General features: G+C 57.2%; 12 protein-coding genes. 4 read left to right on the forward strand and 8 right to left on the reverse strand.

The window, feature by feature from the left end; genetic code table 11:
* Positions 1-8: 8 nt before the first annotated feature.
* The gene (locus MIH18_RS14050; RefSeq protein WP_249012665.1) at positions 9-911 is read right to left on the reverse strand and encodes a prenyltransferase; all 903 of its coding nucleotides are present in this window, start codon (positions 909-911) and stop codon (positions 9-11) included.
* A gap of 119 nt (positions 912-1,030) precedes the next feature.
* Here MIH18_RS14050 and MIH18_RS14055 point away from each other — a divergent pair, with 119 nt between their 5' ends.
* Positions 1,031-2,227, forward strand: a complete 1,197-nt coding sequence (locus MIH18_RS14055) for a PatB family C-S lyase (protein ID WP_249012666.1) — start codon at positions 1,031-1,033, stop codon at positions 2,225-2,227.
* 27 nt (positions 2,228-2,254) lie between these two features.
* Here MIH18_RS14055 and MIH18_RS14060 read toward each other — a convergent pair whose 3' ends face one another.
* The gene (locus tag MIH18_RS14060) at positions 2,255-3,646 is read right to left on the reverse strand and encodes a succinylglutamate desuccinylase/aspartoacylase family protein (protein WP_249012667.1); all 1,392 of its coding nucleotides are present in this window, start codon (positions 3,644-3,646) and stop codon (positions 2,255-2,257) included.
* Between the two features lie 201 nt (positions 3,647-3,847).
* Here MIH18_RS14060 and MIH18_RS14065 point away from each other — a divergent pair, with 201 nt between their 5' ends.
* Complete coding sequence (locus tag MIH18_RS14065; RefSeq protein WP_091998138.1) at positions 3,848-4,006, forward strand: YqaE/Pmp3 family membrane protein; 159 nt, start codon at positions 3,848-3,850, stop codon at positions 4,004-4,006.
* A 73-nt stretch (positions 4,007-4,079) separates the two neighbouring features.
* Here MIH18_RS14065 and MIH18_RS14070 read toward each other — a convergent pair whose 3' ends face one another.
* Positions 4,080-5,717: an MBL fold metallo-hydrolase gene (locus tag MIH18_RS14070; RefSeq protein WP_249012668.1), complete on the reverse strand. Its 1,638-nt coding sequence runs from the start codon at positions 5,715-5,717 to the stop codon at positions 4,080-4,082.
* A 94-nt stretch (positions 5,718-5,811) separates the two neighbouring features.
* On the opposite strand from MIH18_RS14070, the gene MIH18_RS14075 reads away from it, so the two are divergent.
* Positions 5,812-6,237, forward strand: a complete 426-nt coding sequence (locus MIH18_RS14075) for a thioesterase family protein (RefSeq protein ID WP_249006696.1) — start codon at positions 5,812-5,814, stop codon at positions 6,235-6,237.
* On the opposite strand, the gene MIH18_RS14080 is transcribed toward MIH18_RS14075, so the two are convergent.
* The 4 genes from MIH18_RS14080 to MIH18_RS14095 all read right to left on the reverse strand — a co-directional run bounded on the left by MIH18_RS14080 (position 6,234) and on the right by MIH18_RS14095 (position 10,598).
* Positions 6,234-7,607, reverse strand: a complete 1,374-nt coding sequence (locus MIH18_RS14080) for an MATE family efflux transporter (protein ID WP_249012669.1) — start codon at positions 7,605-7,607, stop codon at positions 6,234-6,236. The genes MIH18_RS14075 and MIH18_RS14080 overlap by 4 nt on opposite strands.
* 148 nt (positions 7,608-7,755) lie before the next feature.
* Positions 7,756-8,253 (reverse strand): thiol peroxidase, encoded by a 498-nt coding sequence (gene tpx / locus MIH18_RS14085; RefSeq protein ID WP_249012670.1) that lies wholly within the window; start codon positions 8,251-8,253, stop codon positions 7,756-7,758.
* Positions 8,254-8,368: 115 nt separating this feature from the next.
* The gene (locus tag MIH18_RS14090) at positions 8,369-9,583 is read right to left on the reverse strand and encodes a multidrug effflux MFS transporter (protein WP_249012671.1); all 1,215 of its coding nucleotides are present in this window, start codon (positions 9,581-9,583) and stop codon (positions 8,369-8,371) included.
* A gap of 103 nt (positions 9,584-9,686) precedes the next feature.
* On the reverse strand, positions 9,687-10,598 hold the full coding sequence (locus MIH18_RS14095) for a LysR family transcriptional regulator (RefSeq protein WP_249006692.1): 912 nt from the start codon (positions 10,596-10,598) through the stop codon (positions 9,687-9,689).
* A 176-nt stretch (positions 10,599-10,774) separates the two neighbouring features.
* Between MIH18_RS14095 and MIH18_RS14100 the strand changes: the two genes are divergently transcribed.
* Positions 10,775-11,698, forward strand: coding sequence for an acyltransferase (locus MIH18_RS14100; protein WP_249006691.1), 924 nt, complete (start codon positions 10,775-10,777; stop codon positions 11,696-11,698).
* Here MIH18_RS14100 and MIH18_RS14105 read toward each other — a convergent pair.
* Positions 11,646-13,622 (reverse strand): VacB/RNase II family 3'-5' exoribonuclease, encoded by a 1,977-nt coding sequence (locus MIH18_RS14105; protein ID WP_249012672.1) that lies wholly within the window; start codon positions 13,620-13,622, stop codon positions 11,646-11,648. The genes MIH18_RS14100 and MIH18_RS14105 overlap by 53 nt on opposite strands.
* Positions 13,623-13,637: the final 15 nt, after the last annotated feature.

The following is a 13,637-nucleotide window of genomic DNA, read 5'->3' on the forward strand; positions in this document are numbered from 1 at the left end:
AGGCGTGATCACCACCCTCGTTCCATGCTCAGCCCGATAACCAGCAAAGCCAGTGTGGCAAGCAGGCTTGCTACGTTCATGGCCAGAACCGGCAGTAGGCGGTGATGGTCGTTGGCCACCTGGGGCAATTTAAAGGTAATCCATAACGCCAGCGGCAAAGTTATAAAACCCAGCGCCGTTGCTGGCGGCAACCAGCCGCTGACCAGAGCCAGCGCAAGTACGCCATAACTGGCCAGTAACATGGCTCCTGCCAGCCACGCAGCTTTATAAACGCCCAGCACAATCACCGCGTGATAACGGCCGCCACGGCGATCGGCTTCGGCGTCGGGAATCTGGTTCATCAAAAGCAGTGTGCTTACCAGCAGCAGACTGATGACAGACATCGCGACGGCCGCGGCGTTGATCGGCGCCCCCAGTGCTACCAGAGTTCCCAGCACCATCACCGGGCCAAACCCCAGCCCGGGCGCCAGCAGACACAGCAGGGGCGAACGGGTAATCCAGCGGGTGTAGGTAATTATCAGAGCAACGCCAGCTCCCCCCAGTATCAGCATCGGCAAGCCCCGTTGCGATAAAAAATACAGGCCAATAGCCACTACCAGACCCAATGTAGCCCGTGCTCCCAGTAAAACGGAGCGCGCCGCCGACGGCAGCTGTGGCAGGGCGCCGCTGCCGCCTGAAAACGGCGTACGGCGGGTGTGCAAGTCCAGCCCGGACCTAAAATCTTCGTATTCATTCAGCATATTCACCGCGGCATGGGCCAGCAGCGCACCAATGAACACCAGCAAGGTGTCTAACAGCGGCGGAGGTTCTGGCAGCCGCCACGCCAAGGCTACTCCCAAGCCCACGCACAATGGCGCCATAATCAAAAAATTGGGTCGCGACGTACGAATAACAACGGCGGTTTCAGACATGGAATACGGGGCCTTGTAATGTATGCTGCTACTTTGCTATCAATCAATTGTAACCTCAAACTTAGGCACAGCTCGCAACGGCGAGCGTTCCTGCTTTTGACCCTTTCAGGGAGTGTCGTGTGTCTCACGTAGATTTTGACCAACTGATAAGCCTGGAAAATACCCATGCAGTAAAGCTGGAGGCTCGCGAAACAGTATTCGGCCGCGCCGATGTATTGCCAGTATGGGTAGCCGATATGGACTTTGCTGCGCCACAAGCGGTTACCGATGCGTTGATCAAGCGCGCCCGGCATCCGGTGTACGGTTACACGATGTTTCCCGATAGTCTATACAGCGCCATGGGCGACTGGTTTCGCCAACGGCACCAGTGGAGCATGCAGCGCGAATGGGTACTGATGGCACCGGGAGTTGTGCCTTCGATACATGCCGCCTGTATGGCCTGCACTAACCCGGGCGACGAGGTAATTATTCAACCGCCCGTTTACCCACCGTTTTTCAGTTCGGTGCAACAAACTGGACGCCAGGTTCTGGAAAATCCACTGCTGGCGGAAAAGCAGGAAGACGGCAGCCTTTACTACCGCATGAATCTGGCCCATCTGGAGCAATGTGCGGCGCGGCCACAGGCAAAGATGCTGGTGCTGTGTTCACCCCACAATCCGATTGGCCGGGTGTGGTCTGAGGCCGAACTGACGGCGGTGCTGGATATTTGCCGACGCTACAAGTTGGTGCTGCTGAGTGATGAAATTCACTGTGATCTGGTGTTTTCCGACAGCCATCGGCATCGTATGCTGGCGGCCCTTGCGCGCCCTGATGACCAATTGATAACTGCCGTTGCGCCTAGCAAAACCTTCAACATTCCGGGCCTTGGTTTGTCGGCGTTGGTGATTGCCGATAGTGGGCTACGGCAGAAAATGGCGAAGGTGCTGGAATCGTTCCACATGCCCCAAAGCAACCCGTTCAGCGTGACTGGTTTTGAGGCCGCCTATTGCTACGGTGGCCCTTGGCTGGATCAGCTGATGGACTATCTTCAGGCTAATCGCGATTTTGTGGTAAATCAGGTTGCCCAACGCCTGCCAGGCTTAGAAGTGAGCGCCCCTGAGGGTACTTACTTGATGTGGCTGGACTGCCGCGTGCTGGGGTTGAGCGACGCCGACCTGAAACATTTTTTTGTGCAGCAAGCCGGCGTGGGGATGAATCAGGGTGTGTCGTTCGGTGCCAGTGGCAGCGGTTTTATGCGCTTGAACATTGGCAGCCCGCGAGCCACTCTGGAGCAGGTGATCGAGCGTATCCAGGCGGCGCTTAGCGCTCGGGAGTAGATTCACGATGAGTGGTGGGGTGGTGGTTTAACCATCGTTGTCGATGAGGTCGTCACCGTTTTCTACAGCTTCCACGCTCTCTCCCATTCCCGTATTGTCGGCGTGGTCAAGTTCGCCGCTGGTGTGAAATTCCGGGCTGTCAGCTTTGGTACCCAGGTGGTAGGCGGCGAATCCTGCCATAACCACCTGGTCTACCGCCATCCCAATCAACCGCCCGCTGCGAGTGGCTCGCACCGGATACTGGGCGTTGGTAATGGGGTCGGTAACGTAGCCCATCAGGTCGCCCTTGTTTACCCTGTCGCCCAAGGCCACCTTGCTGAACAGAATGCCCCCATGATCCACCCGCACCCACAGTGAATCATAGTAAACCGGCTCGGGTGCACCCCACACAAACATCCGCGAAATCATTTCCTGTTTTTCCAGCAGGCTGATCAGGCTGTTCACCCCGGCTTCTATCTGGTGCTCTTGAATTCGGTGGGATTCCCCGGCTTCCAGAGTCACTGCGCGAATGCCGGCGTTAGCCGCTGCGGTGCGCAACATACCGGGTGAGCCGCTGCTGTGCACCACCGCCATTCGGTCAAAGCCCAGGGTGAAGGCTGCTACATCTGGATTGTTCATATCGGCGCGCAGTTGCGGTAGGTTAGTGCGCTTTTGCGAGCCGGTGTGAATGTCCACCAGCATGTCGCAATGGTTGATAACTTGAGTGAAAAGCGAGTGGGCAATACGGTCCGCCAGGCTGCCGTTGGAGCTGCCGGGAAAGTGCCGGTTGAGGTCGCGGCGGTCAGGCAGGTAACGGCTGCCTTGCTCAAAACCCGGCAGATTCACAATCGGCACACCCACAACCCGCCCGGACAGCTTGGTCGCGTCCAGGTCATACAGGGTGCGGCGCACAATTTCGATGCCGTTTAGCTCGTCGCCGTGAATGGCCGAGGTCAGGCACAGGGTAGGGCCGGGATTGATGCCGTTGACCACCAGAACCGGCGTTGGCTGCGATAGGCCGGCAATCTGGATGTTGGGAGACCAAGCCAGGCGGGTAGAAATGCCCGGGCGAATATCACTGCCAAGCAGGCTGAAACTGGCCGTGATTTTTGGGGCCTCCACCGCGGGTGCGGGCTGAATCGAGTCTGACATTGGCTCAGAAAGCGGTTTTGCACCGGCGTCAGGACTGGCCGGTTCGGCCGCGGCCGCCGGGGGCGGCGCCACCTCCTTCAAATCGATGTCCGGTGCGCTGCGGCTGGCGGCCGGTTGTGATTCCACGGTTGCCTGTTCGGTATCCAAGTCGGCGACTAAGGCGCCGCCGTTATCGTCGGCTTGGGCTGAAAGCGCGCCAAAAGCGCCCGCCATAACTATGGCGCCTGCCAAAGAACGCCTGGTCAAGTGCTGCCAAAATGCCTTCATCATCCTGTGTTTGCTAGCCATGCTACCTCTTGTGATCGTGACTCCCGGCTTTTGCCGAGCCTGACGGTCGACAGATTAGAGCGCTTTATAGATGGTTGATATGGCTGTGACAAAGGTTTAATACCGTTTTCATGAAGCTTTTTCTGGATTTGGCATAATAGATTGCGGATTGAAAAAATATTTCAGTAGCATGCTTTTTTCATCAAACAAGGAGTCGGGCCCATGGACCTTTTGCGCATTCTGATTGCCATTTTGTTGCCGCCACTGGGCGTTTTTCTGCAAGTAGGCATTGGCAAACATTTCTGGATCAACATTCTGTTGACCCTACTGGGCTACATTCCGGGCATCGTGCACGCGGTGTGGGTGATTGCCAAAAAATAACTGTAAAAAATTAGCCGCCGTGAAATAGAGACCGGGCGCAAAATGCGCCCGGTCTCGCCCAGTCTGAGAGTAATCAGGTATGGCGGGTGTCATGCCAGACGTCGCCGTTGCAACTGGCGCGGTCTTCCTGCTCCAGCTTTAACAAGTGTGCCAGCGCCGAGCGCGCGGCCACCCCGTGAATCGCCGCCGGTACGTCGTCATAGGCGCTGGCGGTAAGCTTTTCCAGGCTGACCGGTGCCAGCTTCTTCAGCACCCGGGCAATTTTGTGTTCGCGGGTCAATCGGTGGGTAATTAAATAATCTACCGTCGCCTCTGGCCGCGCCATCACGAAGCCATGGCCAGGTGCAATAAAACTCAGCGGTTCGGCCAGCAAATCATAGAGCGATTCCATGTACGCCTTCATATCGCCGTCTGGTGGGTTTATCACCACGGTGGATCCCTGCATGATGTGGTCCCCGGAAAACAGCATTCCCTGTTCCAACAGCAAATAACACAGGTGATTTGACGCGTGGCCCGGCGTGTGTAAAACCTTGAGGATGCCGGCGTCTGTGGCAATCAGGTCGCCGTGTTCGGGCTCGTCATCCGGGTTGAAACTGCTGTCCTGTGACGCGCCTGCCGGAGCGGCACGGCCGATCAGCCGGCATCCGGTGCGCTGTTTCAGCAGGCTGGTGGCCGGCGAATGGTCCTGATGGGTGTGGGTTACCAGCACCTGATCAATACGGCCACCGGTTAATTGCATAATGCGTTCGATGTGGGCGGGGTCTTCCGGACCCGGGTCAATCACGGTGAAACGATCGTGGCCCACCAGGTACGTGTTGGTGCCCGGCCCTGTCATCACGCCCGGGTTGGGTGAGGTCAGGCGGATAACGCCCGCGGCAATTTCTACCGGCTCGCCGGGTACAATCACTGCGTTAGTGGTACCTGCACCTTCCGGGTCAAGCTTGCGGGCTTCATCGTACGCCGGCGCGTCGGGTTCCAGAACGATGGTTTTATCGCGGCGTCTGGCAGGCCAGGGTTCGCTGGGCAAAGGCTCGGGCGGGTTGGCATGGGCGTAGCGCATAACCTCGCCGGTGTTGGCGAAATCGTGCAGCACCCGCAGGGTGCGCAAGGTTGGCAGGCTGAACAGGCGTTCGCCGCTGCGGTATTCCGCCAGGCCCTGTTGCGGGGTTATCCACAAGTGGTCGATGGTTTCTTCGCCATCGTGGCTGGCGATCTGGTTTTCTGGGGTAACCGCCACAAAAAAGCGGGTATCAAAGCGCCGCGGTGGCCCCGGCGGGGTTACCCAGTGGCTCAGGTAAGCCAGCCGGTCCAGAGGCAGAATCAGATTGTGTTGCAGGCACAGCACCTGCAAGCTCACGTCGCCGCGAAACAACGCCTGCCGTGACTGATGAATGGGGTGGTCTGCGCCGACCAGTTCACCGTTATCGTTAACCGCCAGCAGCAGGCCGGCCTCTTCGAAGCATTCCCGCAATGCCGCCACCATGTAGTCTGCGCCGCCCTCGCTTAGGCTCATGGTCTGGCTGATGGCGCTATCGTCAGGGCCGGCAATGTGGGTGCGGCAGGCTTGGTCGGCGTCATCCACCGCGCCACCGGGAAACACGAAATAGCCCGGCAGAAAAGAGGCTTTCCAGGTGCGTTGTAGCAGTAGCACCTCAAGACCCTTGTTGCTATCGCGGATCAAAGCAAGAGTGGCAGCGGGGCGAATATCCATAAAATTACCAGCAGTCAGTGGTCAATATAACGCAATTGGGATTTTTGCGTGATTATGCCAACATACCTCATTTCTCGGCATAGGCGAATGCATTGTGGCTCGAATAAAACTGGAATTTCCCGAACAGGTGTTTTGTTTTCAAACTCGTCTGGCAGTGCGCAGCACCGATCTCAACGGTGCCAATCATTTGGGTAACGATGCGCTGATTTCCATGCTGTCAGAGGCAAGGGTGCAGCTTCTTTCCCATCACGGGATCGACGAGGTCGGTCACAATGGTTTGGGAGTTTTGGTGACTGACTTGGCTACGGTGTATCTGGCCGAAATTTACTACCCGGAAACCCTGGTGTTTGACGTAGGGGTAACCGATTTTAATCGTTACGGCGGTGATTTTGTATTCCGCGTAACCCGCGAACGGGACGGCACAGAAGTGGCGCAGGCCAAATACGGTTTTGTATTTTTTGATTATGGTGAAAAACAGGTAACGCCCATGCCGGATAGCTTTCGTTTGAAGTTCGCCTAACCGGCATTACGGGCAGTTATTTCGCCGGGTTCTTGCCTGCTTTTTGCGGATAGCCTTGCCATACCGGCACGGTAAAGCTGCCAGGCGATCATGCCGGCCAGCAGATTGCCCACCAGCGCGCCGGTCATCAGGCCGGGAATTCCATTAAGCTGGCTGCCCAGCCAGAGCATGGGCAGGTAACACACGAAAAGTCGCAAGGTGGAAATTACCAGCGCCCGCAGCGGCAGCCCCAGGGCGTTGCACACCGACACCATCAGCATGCAGGCGCCCAGCCCACCGTAGCTCAGCGGTACCCGCCATAGATAGCTGGCCAGAATGCTTTGCACCTGTGCATCGGTGGTGAACAATTCGGTCACCAGGCCGGATCCCAGCAGCCACAATAGGCCAATAGCCAGCTGCCAGACCACCAGAAACCGCACGGCCAGGCGCACCAGGCGACGGACATCTTCTATTTCACCCCTGCCCAGCATGCGCCCGATCATTTGCGGCATCGACATGGTCAGCGCCAACACCACCACAATCGAGAAAAACTCCAGCCGCGACCCCAACCCCCAGGCCGCTACGGCGGTAGAACCAAAACTGGCGACCAGCGCTGTGGCCAGCACCGCGGCCATTGGCGGCATCATCTGACTGATCATGGCCGGCGCCATAATGCCGCCTAGCTGGCGCGCAGCACGGGCCAGCTGCAGGCCGGCCAGATCAAACCCCAGCCAGCCGCGCTTGAGCAGCAGCGGATAGATCACCAGAGCGCCCAGGCCGAAGGCGGTGGCGGTGGCCCAGGCCGCGCCGGGCAGGCCCCAGCCGAAATAAAAGATGTACAGCCAGTCTAACCCTATATTTAGCAGGCTGGTGGCCACCATAACCGCGCCGGGCAGTTTGGTGTTGCCGTGGGAGCGGCACAGGCTGTAACCGAAATACACCATGGCGCCGATCCAGGCTGCAATCAGCCAAGGCGCCCAGTATTGGCGAATAACAGGCCATAGTTCAGGCTCGGCGCCCAGCAGGGTCAGAATCGGTTGCTGACCGAACCACACCAGCAGGCACAGCGCCAGCACCAAGGCAGCGCCAATTATGACTACCAGTCCGCCTAATTGGCGCGCGCGATCGTTGTTGTTCAGACCCAGGGTGCGCGAAATTACGGCGGTGGTGGCAATGCCCAGGCCGACATACATGCCACTGACCAGTTGCTGCATGGGAATGGTAAAACCCAGCGCCGCGAGCGGGTCGCGGCCAAGCTGGCCTATAAACGCGCTGTCAGTAAGCTGAAAGGTCATCAGCGATAACACGCCGAACAACATCGGCCAGGTCATATTGTAAAGCTGGCGAGGCAGGCTGGCGTCGGTGCTGGTGTTGGTGGCTAATTGGCTCACAGGGGCAATCCGGATGTGCGTTCTGAATGAAGTCGAGCAGTGTAGCAGTAAGCGCCGGGGCATTGGATGCTTGCGCGTTGAGTTGAATAGCAACGCAAAATAAAAAAACCGGCACCGCAGGCGCGATGCCGGCACTCGTTATGGCAGATTACAGAGCGTTCAGAGCGGCGTCGTAGTTGGGCTCGTCTTTGATTTCGCCAACCAGTTCGCTGTGCAGTACCTTGTTGTTCTCGTCTAGAACAATCACCGCGCGGGCGCACAAACCTGCTAACGGGCCGGTTTGCATAGCGACGCCGTAGTCCTGCTGAAAGCTGTAGTTGCGGAAGCTGGACAGGGAAATTACTTTGTCCAGGCCTTCGGCGCCACAGAAACGGGCAAAGGCAAAGGGCAGGTCTGCGGAAATCACCAACACCACGGTGTTGTCGAGATCAGCGGCCTTTTCATTGAATTTGCGGGTAGATGCAGCGCACACGCCGGTATCAATGCTGGGGAAAATGCTCAGAATTTTACGCTTGCCGTCCCAGCTGCCGAGTTTGACGTCTTCCAGGCTGTTGTTGGTCAGAGTAAAAGGTTGGACGGTTTCGCCAGGTTGGGGAAAGTTTCCGCTCAATTCTACGGCATCGCCGCCAAGTGTTACGTTGCTCATAACATTCTCCTTAAGGATGGAAGTGTCAGAAAAACAGACTTTATAATACCGGGTAACTCACTCTTTTTAGTCTAAATTGGATGCATTTGCACGTTTTTGGTCGCCAGGTGCCCGGTTAAACACGGGCTTCCGCCTCGAAGCCCGGTGCCGGGAAGCGTTGTACCAGAAGTACGTAGCTGGCAAGCGCGGCAAACGTAGACAGCGCAATCACCAGCGCCATCACCAGTGACGTGCCATCGTGCAGGTAGCCTACCAGAGCGCCGGAACCGGCGGCTATGGTCATCTGTGCGAAGCCAAACAGGGAAGAGGCGGAGCCGGCCATGCGCGGGAAGTTTGCCAGTGCGCCGGCCATGGTTTGTGGCAGTACCATACCGGTGCCGCACAGAATCACCGCTTGGGGCAACATAACCGCCCATACTGAATAGATCTCAGCCAGTGCCAATGATGCCATAACGGTGCCACCGGTCGTAGCCAACAAAATACCACGCAGTAAAATCTGATCTGGTAACAAGCGTTTGCCCAAGCGCACCGCCAGCAGGTTGCCCACGATGTAGCCGGCCACCACAAAGGCAAAGTAGAGCCCGAAATGTTGTGGTGACACCCCCAGAAAGTCGATGAGTACGAAAGACGAGCCGGAAATAAAGGCGAACAGGCTTGAATACATCAGGCTGTTGGTCAGGGTATAACCCAGAAAACTGATGTCACTGCCAATCAGGCGATAGTTCTTCAGCAGTGATGCGGGCCGCAGTGGCTGGCGGTATTCCGGGCGCATGGGCTCGGGTATGCCGATAGCCACAATGGCCATCATCGCCAGGGCGTAACCGGCCAGCACGTAAAAAATCGATGCCCAACCCAGATGGGTAACCATTACGCCGCCAATGGTGGGAGCCAGCGCCGGGGCCAGGGCCATAATACTGGCCAGAATGGCCATGATGCGGGTCGATTGTTGTGGTGTATAAATATCGCGCACCGCGGCGCGCCCCAGTACCGGGCCAGCCGAACCCCCAAGCGCCTGCAAAAAGCGAAACAGCATTAGACTGTCAACGTTGGTGGCGCGAGCACAACCAATACTGGCGAGGGCAAATATAAAAAAACCGGCAATCATGATGGGTTTGCGGCCAAAGCGGTCGGCCAAGGGGCCACAAAACAACTGCGCCATGGCAAAACCGGCCAGATAAAAGCTCAGGGTAAGCTGGACATCGCCGATGCTGGCGTTCAGGTCGCTGCCAATCTGCGGCAGTGCCGGCAGGTACATATCGGTTGCCAATGGCCCCAGTGCCACCGCGGCAGCTAATAATATGGTGGTCCAGATACTGGTTAAGGCAAGCATGGAAAATTCCGTAAAAGCGGTGACTTGGGCAGGCAGTTTACGGATTTAAAGGCAGCGGGTAAGCCAGTCAGTTGTCATACAACCTATGAATGATATCGATTGATTATTGCGCCATTCCATTCATGGTGGCCGCCACTGCGTTTATCTGGTTGCGCAACCAGCGATGGGCAGCATCGTTCTGATAGCGCTGATGCCAGATCATCAACAGGGTAAAGGGCTTGTAATCGAACGGCAGTGGCACCCAAGCGGCCCGCGATAACAGCTGCTGACCCATACGTTCCGGCGCCACTGCCAGCATGTCGGTACCGTATAAAAGGCTGGCAAGGGCCGAGAAGTTTGACACGCTCACTCTCTTGGTGCGGCGCAGATTGCGGGCGCTCAAGGCTTGGTCCAGCCCCGGCTGTTCGGCGGAACCCAGCATCAGGCTGATGTGGTCGGCTTTGAGAAAATCTGCCAGGGTATGAGGCGGCTCGCGCCGGACCGGATCATAAAACACCACCATGCGGTCGGCCATCAAGCCACGTTGCATAATATCGCTGGCTTCCGGTGGGTGCGGCGACACAATCAAATCGCAGGTTTCCTGACGTAACAGCTCGGCGCTGGGAATGCCGGCAGCGATCACTTGCAGGCGAATGCCCGGTGCCTGCGCACGCAGAATAGCCAGCAGGCCTGGCAACAGAAGGTCGCGCTCATAATCGTTGGCAGCGATGGTAAACACTAAGTCTGTGGTTTGAGGGCTGAACGGCGGGCCGGAAGACAGCGCGCGCAAATCATCCAGCACCTGGCGAATATGCGGGCCGGCCTGCTGGGCATAACGGGTAGGGGTAATACCGCGCCCGGATTTTACGAACAGCGGGTCACCCAAAGCCTGGCGCAACCGCTCCAGAGTGTGGCTAACGGCCGACTGGCTAACCCCAAGCGTTACCGCGGCTCGCGATACGCTGCCTTCGTCCAGCACCACCAAAAAGGTAGCCAGGGCGCGCAGGTCCAGATTGAAAGGTTCAACAGGGTTCATCAGCGGGAATCCGGTGTCAGTGCCATAATGAAGTATGGTGCTAGTGCCACAAGCTGGCGCCAGAATAATGTAAATACGATACCACGCTGGTAGCAGTAGAAGGCATTCACCTCTGCCCAAGACCCAATGTGGTTGTTATGATTAGCCATCCTGAAATTTCAAAATGGAATGAACCCATGCTCAGTTTTTTACCTGCGCCGGTGATTGGTGTACTGAACTCGTTGCTGTTGTTACTGAACACCCTGGCCTGGTGCCTGCTTTTGTACATTCCGGCGCTGTTGAAGCTGATTATTCCCCACAAGGGTTTTGGTGTGCTGTGCACCAAGCTGATTATTCGCGTGGCCGAAATTTGGGTAGCGTGTAACAGTGGCTGGATGAGACTCACCCAAGGCACCCGCTGGGAAGTGACCGGGGCCAAAGAGCTGGAGCAGGAAAGCTGGTATCTGGTGCTTAGTAATCACCAGAGCTGGGTGGATATTCTGGCCATGCAGCGGGTTTTTCACGGCAAGGCACCGTTTTTGAAGTTTTTTCTGAAGCAGCAGCTGGTGTGGGTACCGGTGATCGGCTTGGCGTGGTGGGGGCTGGATTTCCCGTTCATGAAGCGCTATTCGCGCCAGTATCTGGTAAAGCACCCCGAAAAACGCGGTGAAGATATGAAAGAAACCCGCCGCGCCTGCGAGAAGTTCCGTCACACGCCCGTCAGTATTATGAACTTCGTAGAAGGAACGCGCTTTACGCCGGCCAAGCGTGCCGCCCAAAAATCACCCTACACTCACCTGTTACCGCCAAAAGCTGGCGGTGTTGGCTTTGTGTTAGACGCTATGGGTGACTCCGTCAAAACACTGGTGGACGTAACGATTGCCTACCCCGGCGGTGCGCCGACCTTCTGGCAGTTCCTGTGCGGCCAGGTGTCAGAAATTAAAATGGAAATTCACACCGTGGCCATTCCCGACAACCTTAAAGGCCGCGATTACATGGCCGACTCTGAATACCGCCGCAACGTAAAGCTTTGGCTTGCCGAGCAGTGGCAAGCCAAAGACCAGCGCCTTACGCGGATGCTGGGACAGGCTCCTGCTTCGGCTCCTGCAGCGTCAGATTGATCTGACGGCGTTCGTCATCCACTCCGGACATGCGCACCGTAACGGCCTGGTCGATTTGGAAGATACGGCCATTTTTGTTGTGAATCAGGCGCAGGGTGATCGGGTCAAAACTGTATTTGCCATCCAAGTCACGGCAGCTGACAAACCCTTCCAGGCCGTTGCAATTTAAGCGCACAAAAAAGCCGGCGGGAATGGTGCGGCTGATAACGCCGCCCATGTCATCATCGCCCAAGGTTTTTGCAAAGTCGCTTTTTAACCAGTTCTCTACGCTGTTGGCGGCTTGGCGAGCTTGTATCAGAGTCGCCTGAAGCGTGCTAAGGGCGTTGTTATCCAACTCTTCCAACGGCGCCTGCCAGATCAGCGATTTGATCACCCGGTGCACGTAAAAGTCGGTGAACCTGCGTAGCGGTGAGGTGAACGTGGTGTAGGCAGCAAGCCCCATACCCTGGTGTGGCGCGGGGCTGAAGGCCAGCTCGGCGCGAGCCAGTTGGCGCGCGACAATGGATTTTACCGGGACGTCCACGTTCAGGCTGTCGGCGGTTTTCATCAGTGTTTTGAAACTCTCTGCCTGGGCAACGTCCAGCTCGGCAAGCTGTGGCATGTGCTGTTCCAGCAGCTTGCGGATGTTGTCATGACGGTCGGCGCGCAGGCCACTGTGACAAATAAACAGACCTTTGTTGTGCTGCGACAGAAAGTCGGCGGCGCAGCGATTGGCCGCTACCATGCACTCTTCTACCAGGCGGTGGGCTTCATTCTGAACCGTGGGTTCAATGCTGCGAATGCGGCGGTTTTCGTCCAGCCGCAGGCGGAATTCCGTGCGGTCACCACTAATTAGAGCGTGTTCGACGCGCCAGCGACGCAGCGCGGTAGCGGCCTGGTGCAGCTGGTCCAGGCTGTTAGACACGGCTGGCGACAGAGCTTTAATGTCGTCGTCTTCGCGGCCGTCAATCAAGTTGGCAACCAGTTCATAACTGAGCTTGCCGTGGGAGCGGATGCTGGCCTGGTGAAAACTGTAATCGCCCAGACTGCCATCGTTGTTAACCTGCAGATCGCACACCAAAGCCAGGCGCGTAGCGTCGGGCTGCAACGAACATAAGCGGGTGCTGGCGGCGTCAGGCAGCATCGGCAGCGGCTCGCCCGGGAAGTAAATGGCGGTAGCACGGCGCATGGCTTCGCGTTCGGTGGCGCTGCCTGGCTCAATCAGTGCGGTGGGATCGGCAATCGCAATCGACAGCGCCCAGCCGGTGGCATTTGGCACCGCCAGCAGGGCGTCGTCCATGTCTTGAGTGCCCGGGCTGTCGATGGTGACATAGGGCTGCGAGCAGCGGTCTTCCCGCCCTGCGCTGTGTGCGGCTATCGCGTCTTCACTGAGTGCTTGGGCGTGTTGCTGCACTGCCTCTGGCCATGCGTCAGACAAATCAAAACCGGCCATGGTCAGCGCCCGTTCAATTCCGGCATCACCGGCCTGGCCTATTATCCGCAATACTTGTGCCTGGCCTTTGCCGTCTTTGATCGGGTGGCGGTGCAGGCGGCAATATATGTAATCACCGGGCTGGGCGCCGTTACGCTCTTTTGGCGGTATAAAAATCCAGCGGTTAATGCCCGCTGTTTCTGGCACCACAAAATGGCCTTTGCCTTTGACCTGATAGCGGCCTACGAAGGTATCCAGCGAGCTGTTTAACAGCTCTTCTACCACGCCTTGGGTTTTGCCTTTATCAACATCCTGTTCGATGATGTTGATACGGTCGCCGGGAAGCACTTTTTGCATTTCCTCGGGCGGAAGAAACACATCTCTGCCATCGTCCAGGGCAACAAAGCCAAAGCGGCCATTGGTTGCTTTTACGGTGCCGGAAAAAACCACTTTGTGTTCTTCGATATCGGATTTCAGCTGGCGCAACTGGCTGAGAGCGTCGGCATTAAGCATGAAGTAACCTGGCTG

It is taken from the genome of Marinobacter sp. M3C (genome assembly GCF_023311895.1).
Classification (GTDB): Bacteria; Pseudomonadota; Gammaproteobacteria; order Pseudomonadales; family Oleiphilaceae; genus Marinobacter.

Coding starts and splice junctions, on each gene's coding strand:
- MIH18_RS14050 (WP_249012665.1), bottom strand. CDS start 911: ATGTCTGAAACCGCCGTTGTTATTCGTACGTCGCGACCCAATTTTTTG.
- MIH18_RS14060 (WP_249012667.1), bottom strand. CDS start 3,646: ATGGCTAGCAAACACAGGATGATGAAGGCATTTTGGCAGCACTTGACC.
- MIH18_RS14065 (WP_091998138.1), top strand. CDS start 3,848: ATGGACCTTTTGCGCATTCTGATTGCCATTTTGTTGCCGCCACTGGGC.
- MIH18_RS14070 (WP_249012668.1), bottom strand. CDS start 5,717: ATGGATATTCGCCCCGCTGCCACTCTTGCTTTGATCCGCGATAGCAAC.
- tpx (WP_249012670.1), bottom strand. CDS start 8,253: ATGAGCAACGTAACACTTGGCGGCGATGCCGTAGAATTGAGCGGAAAC.
- MIH18_RS14090 (WP_249012671.1), bottom strand. CDS start 9,583: ATGCTTGCCTTAACCAGTATCTGGACCACCATATTATTAGCTGCCGCG.
- MIH18_RS14095 (WP_249006692.1), bottom strand. CDS start 10,598: ATGAACCCTGTTGAACCTTTCAATCTGGACCTGCGCGCCCTGGCTACC.
- MIH18_RS14100 (WP_249006691.1), top strand. CDS start 10,775: ATGCTCAGTTTTTTACCTGCGCCGGTGATTGGTGTACTGAACTCGTTG.
- MIH18_RS14105 (WP_249012672.1), bottom strand. CDS start 13,622: ATGCTTAATGCCGACGCTCTCAGCCAGTTGCGCCAGCTGAAATCCGAT.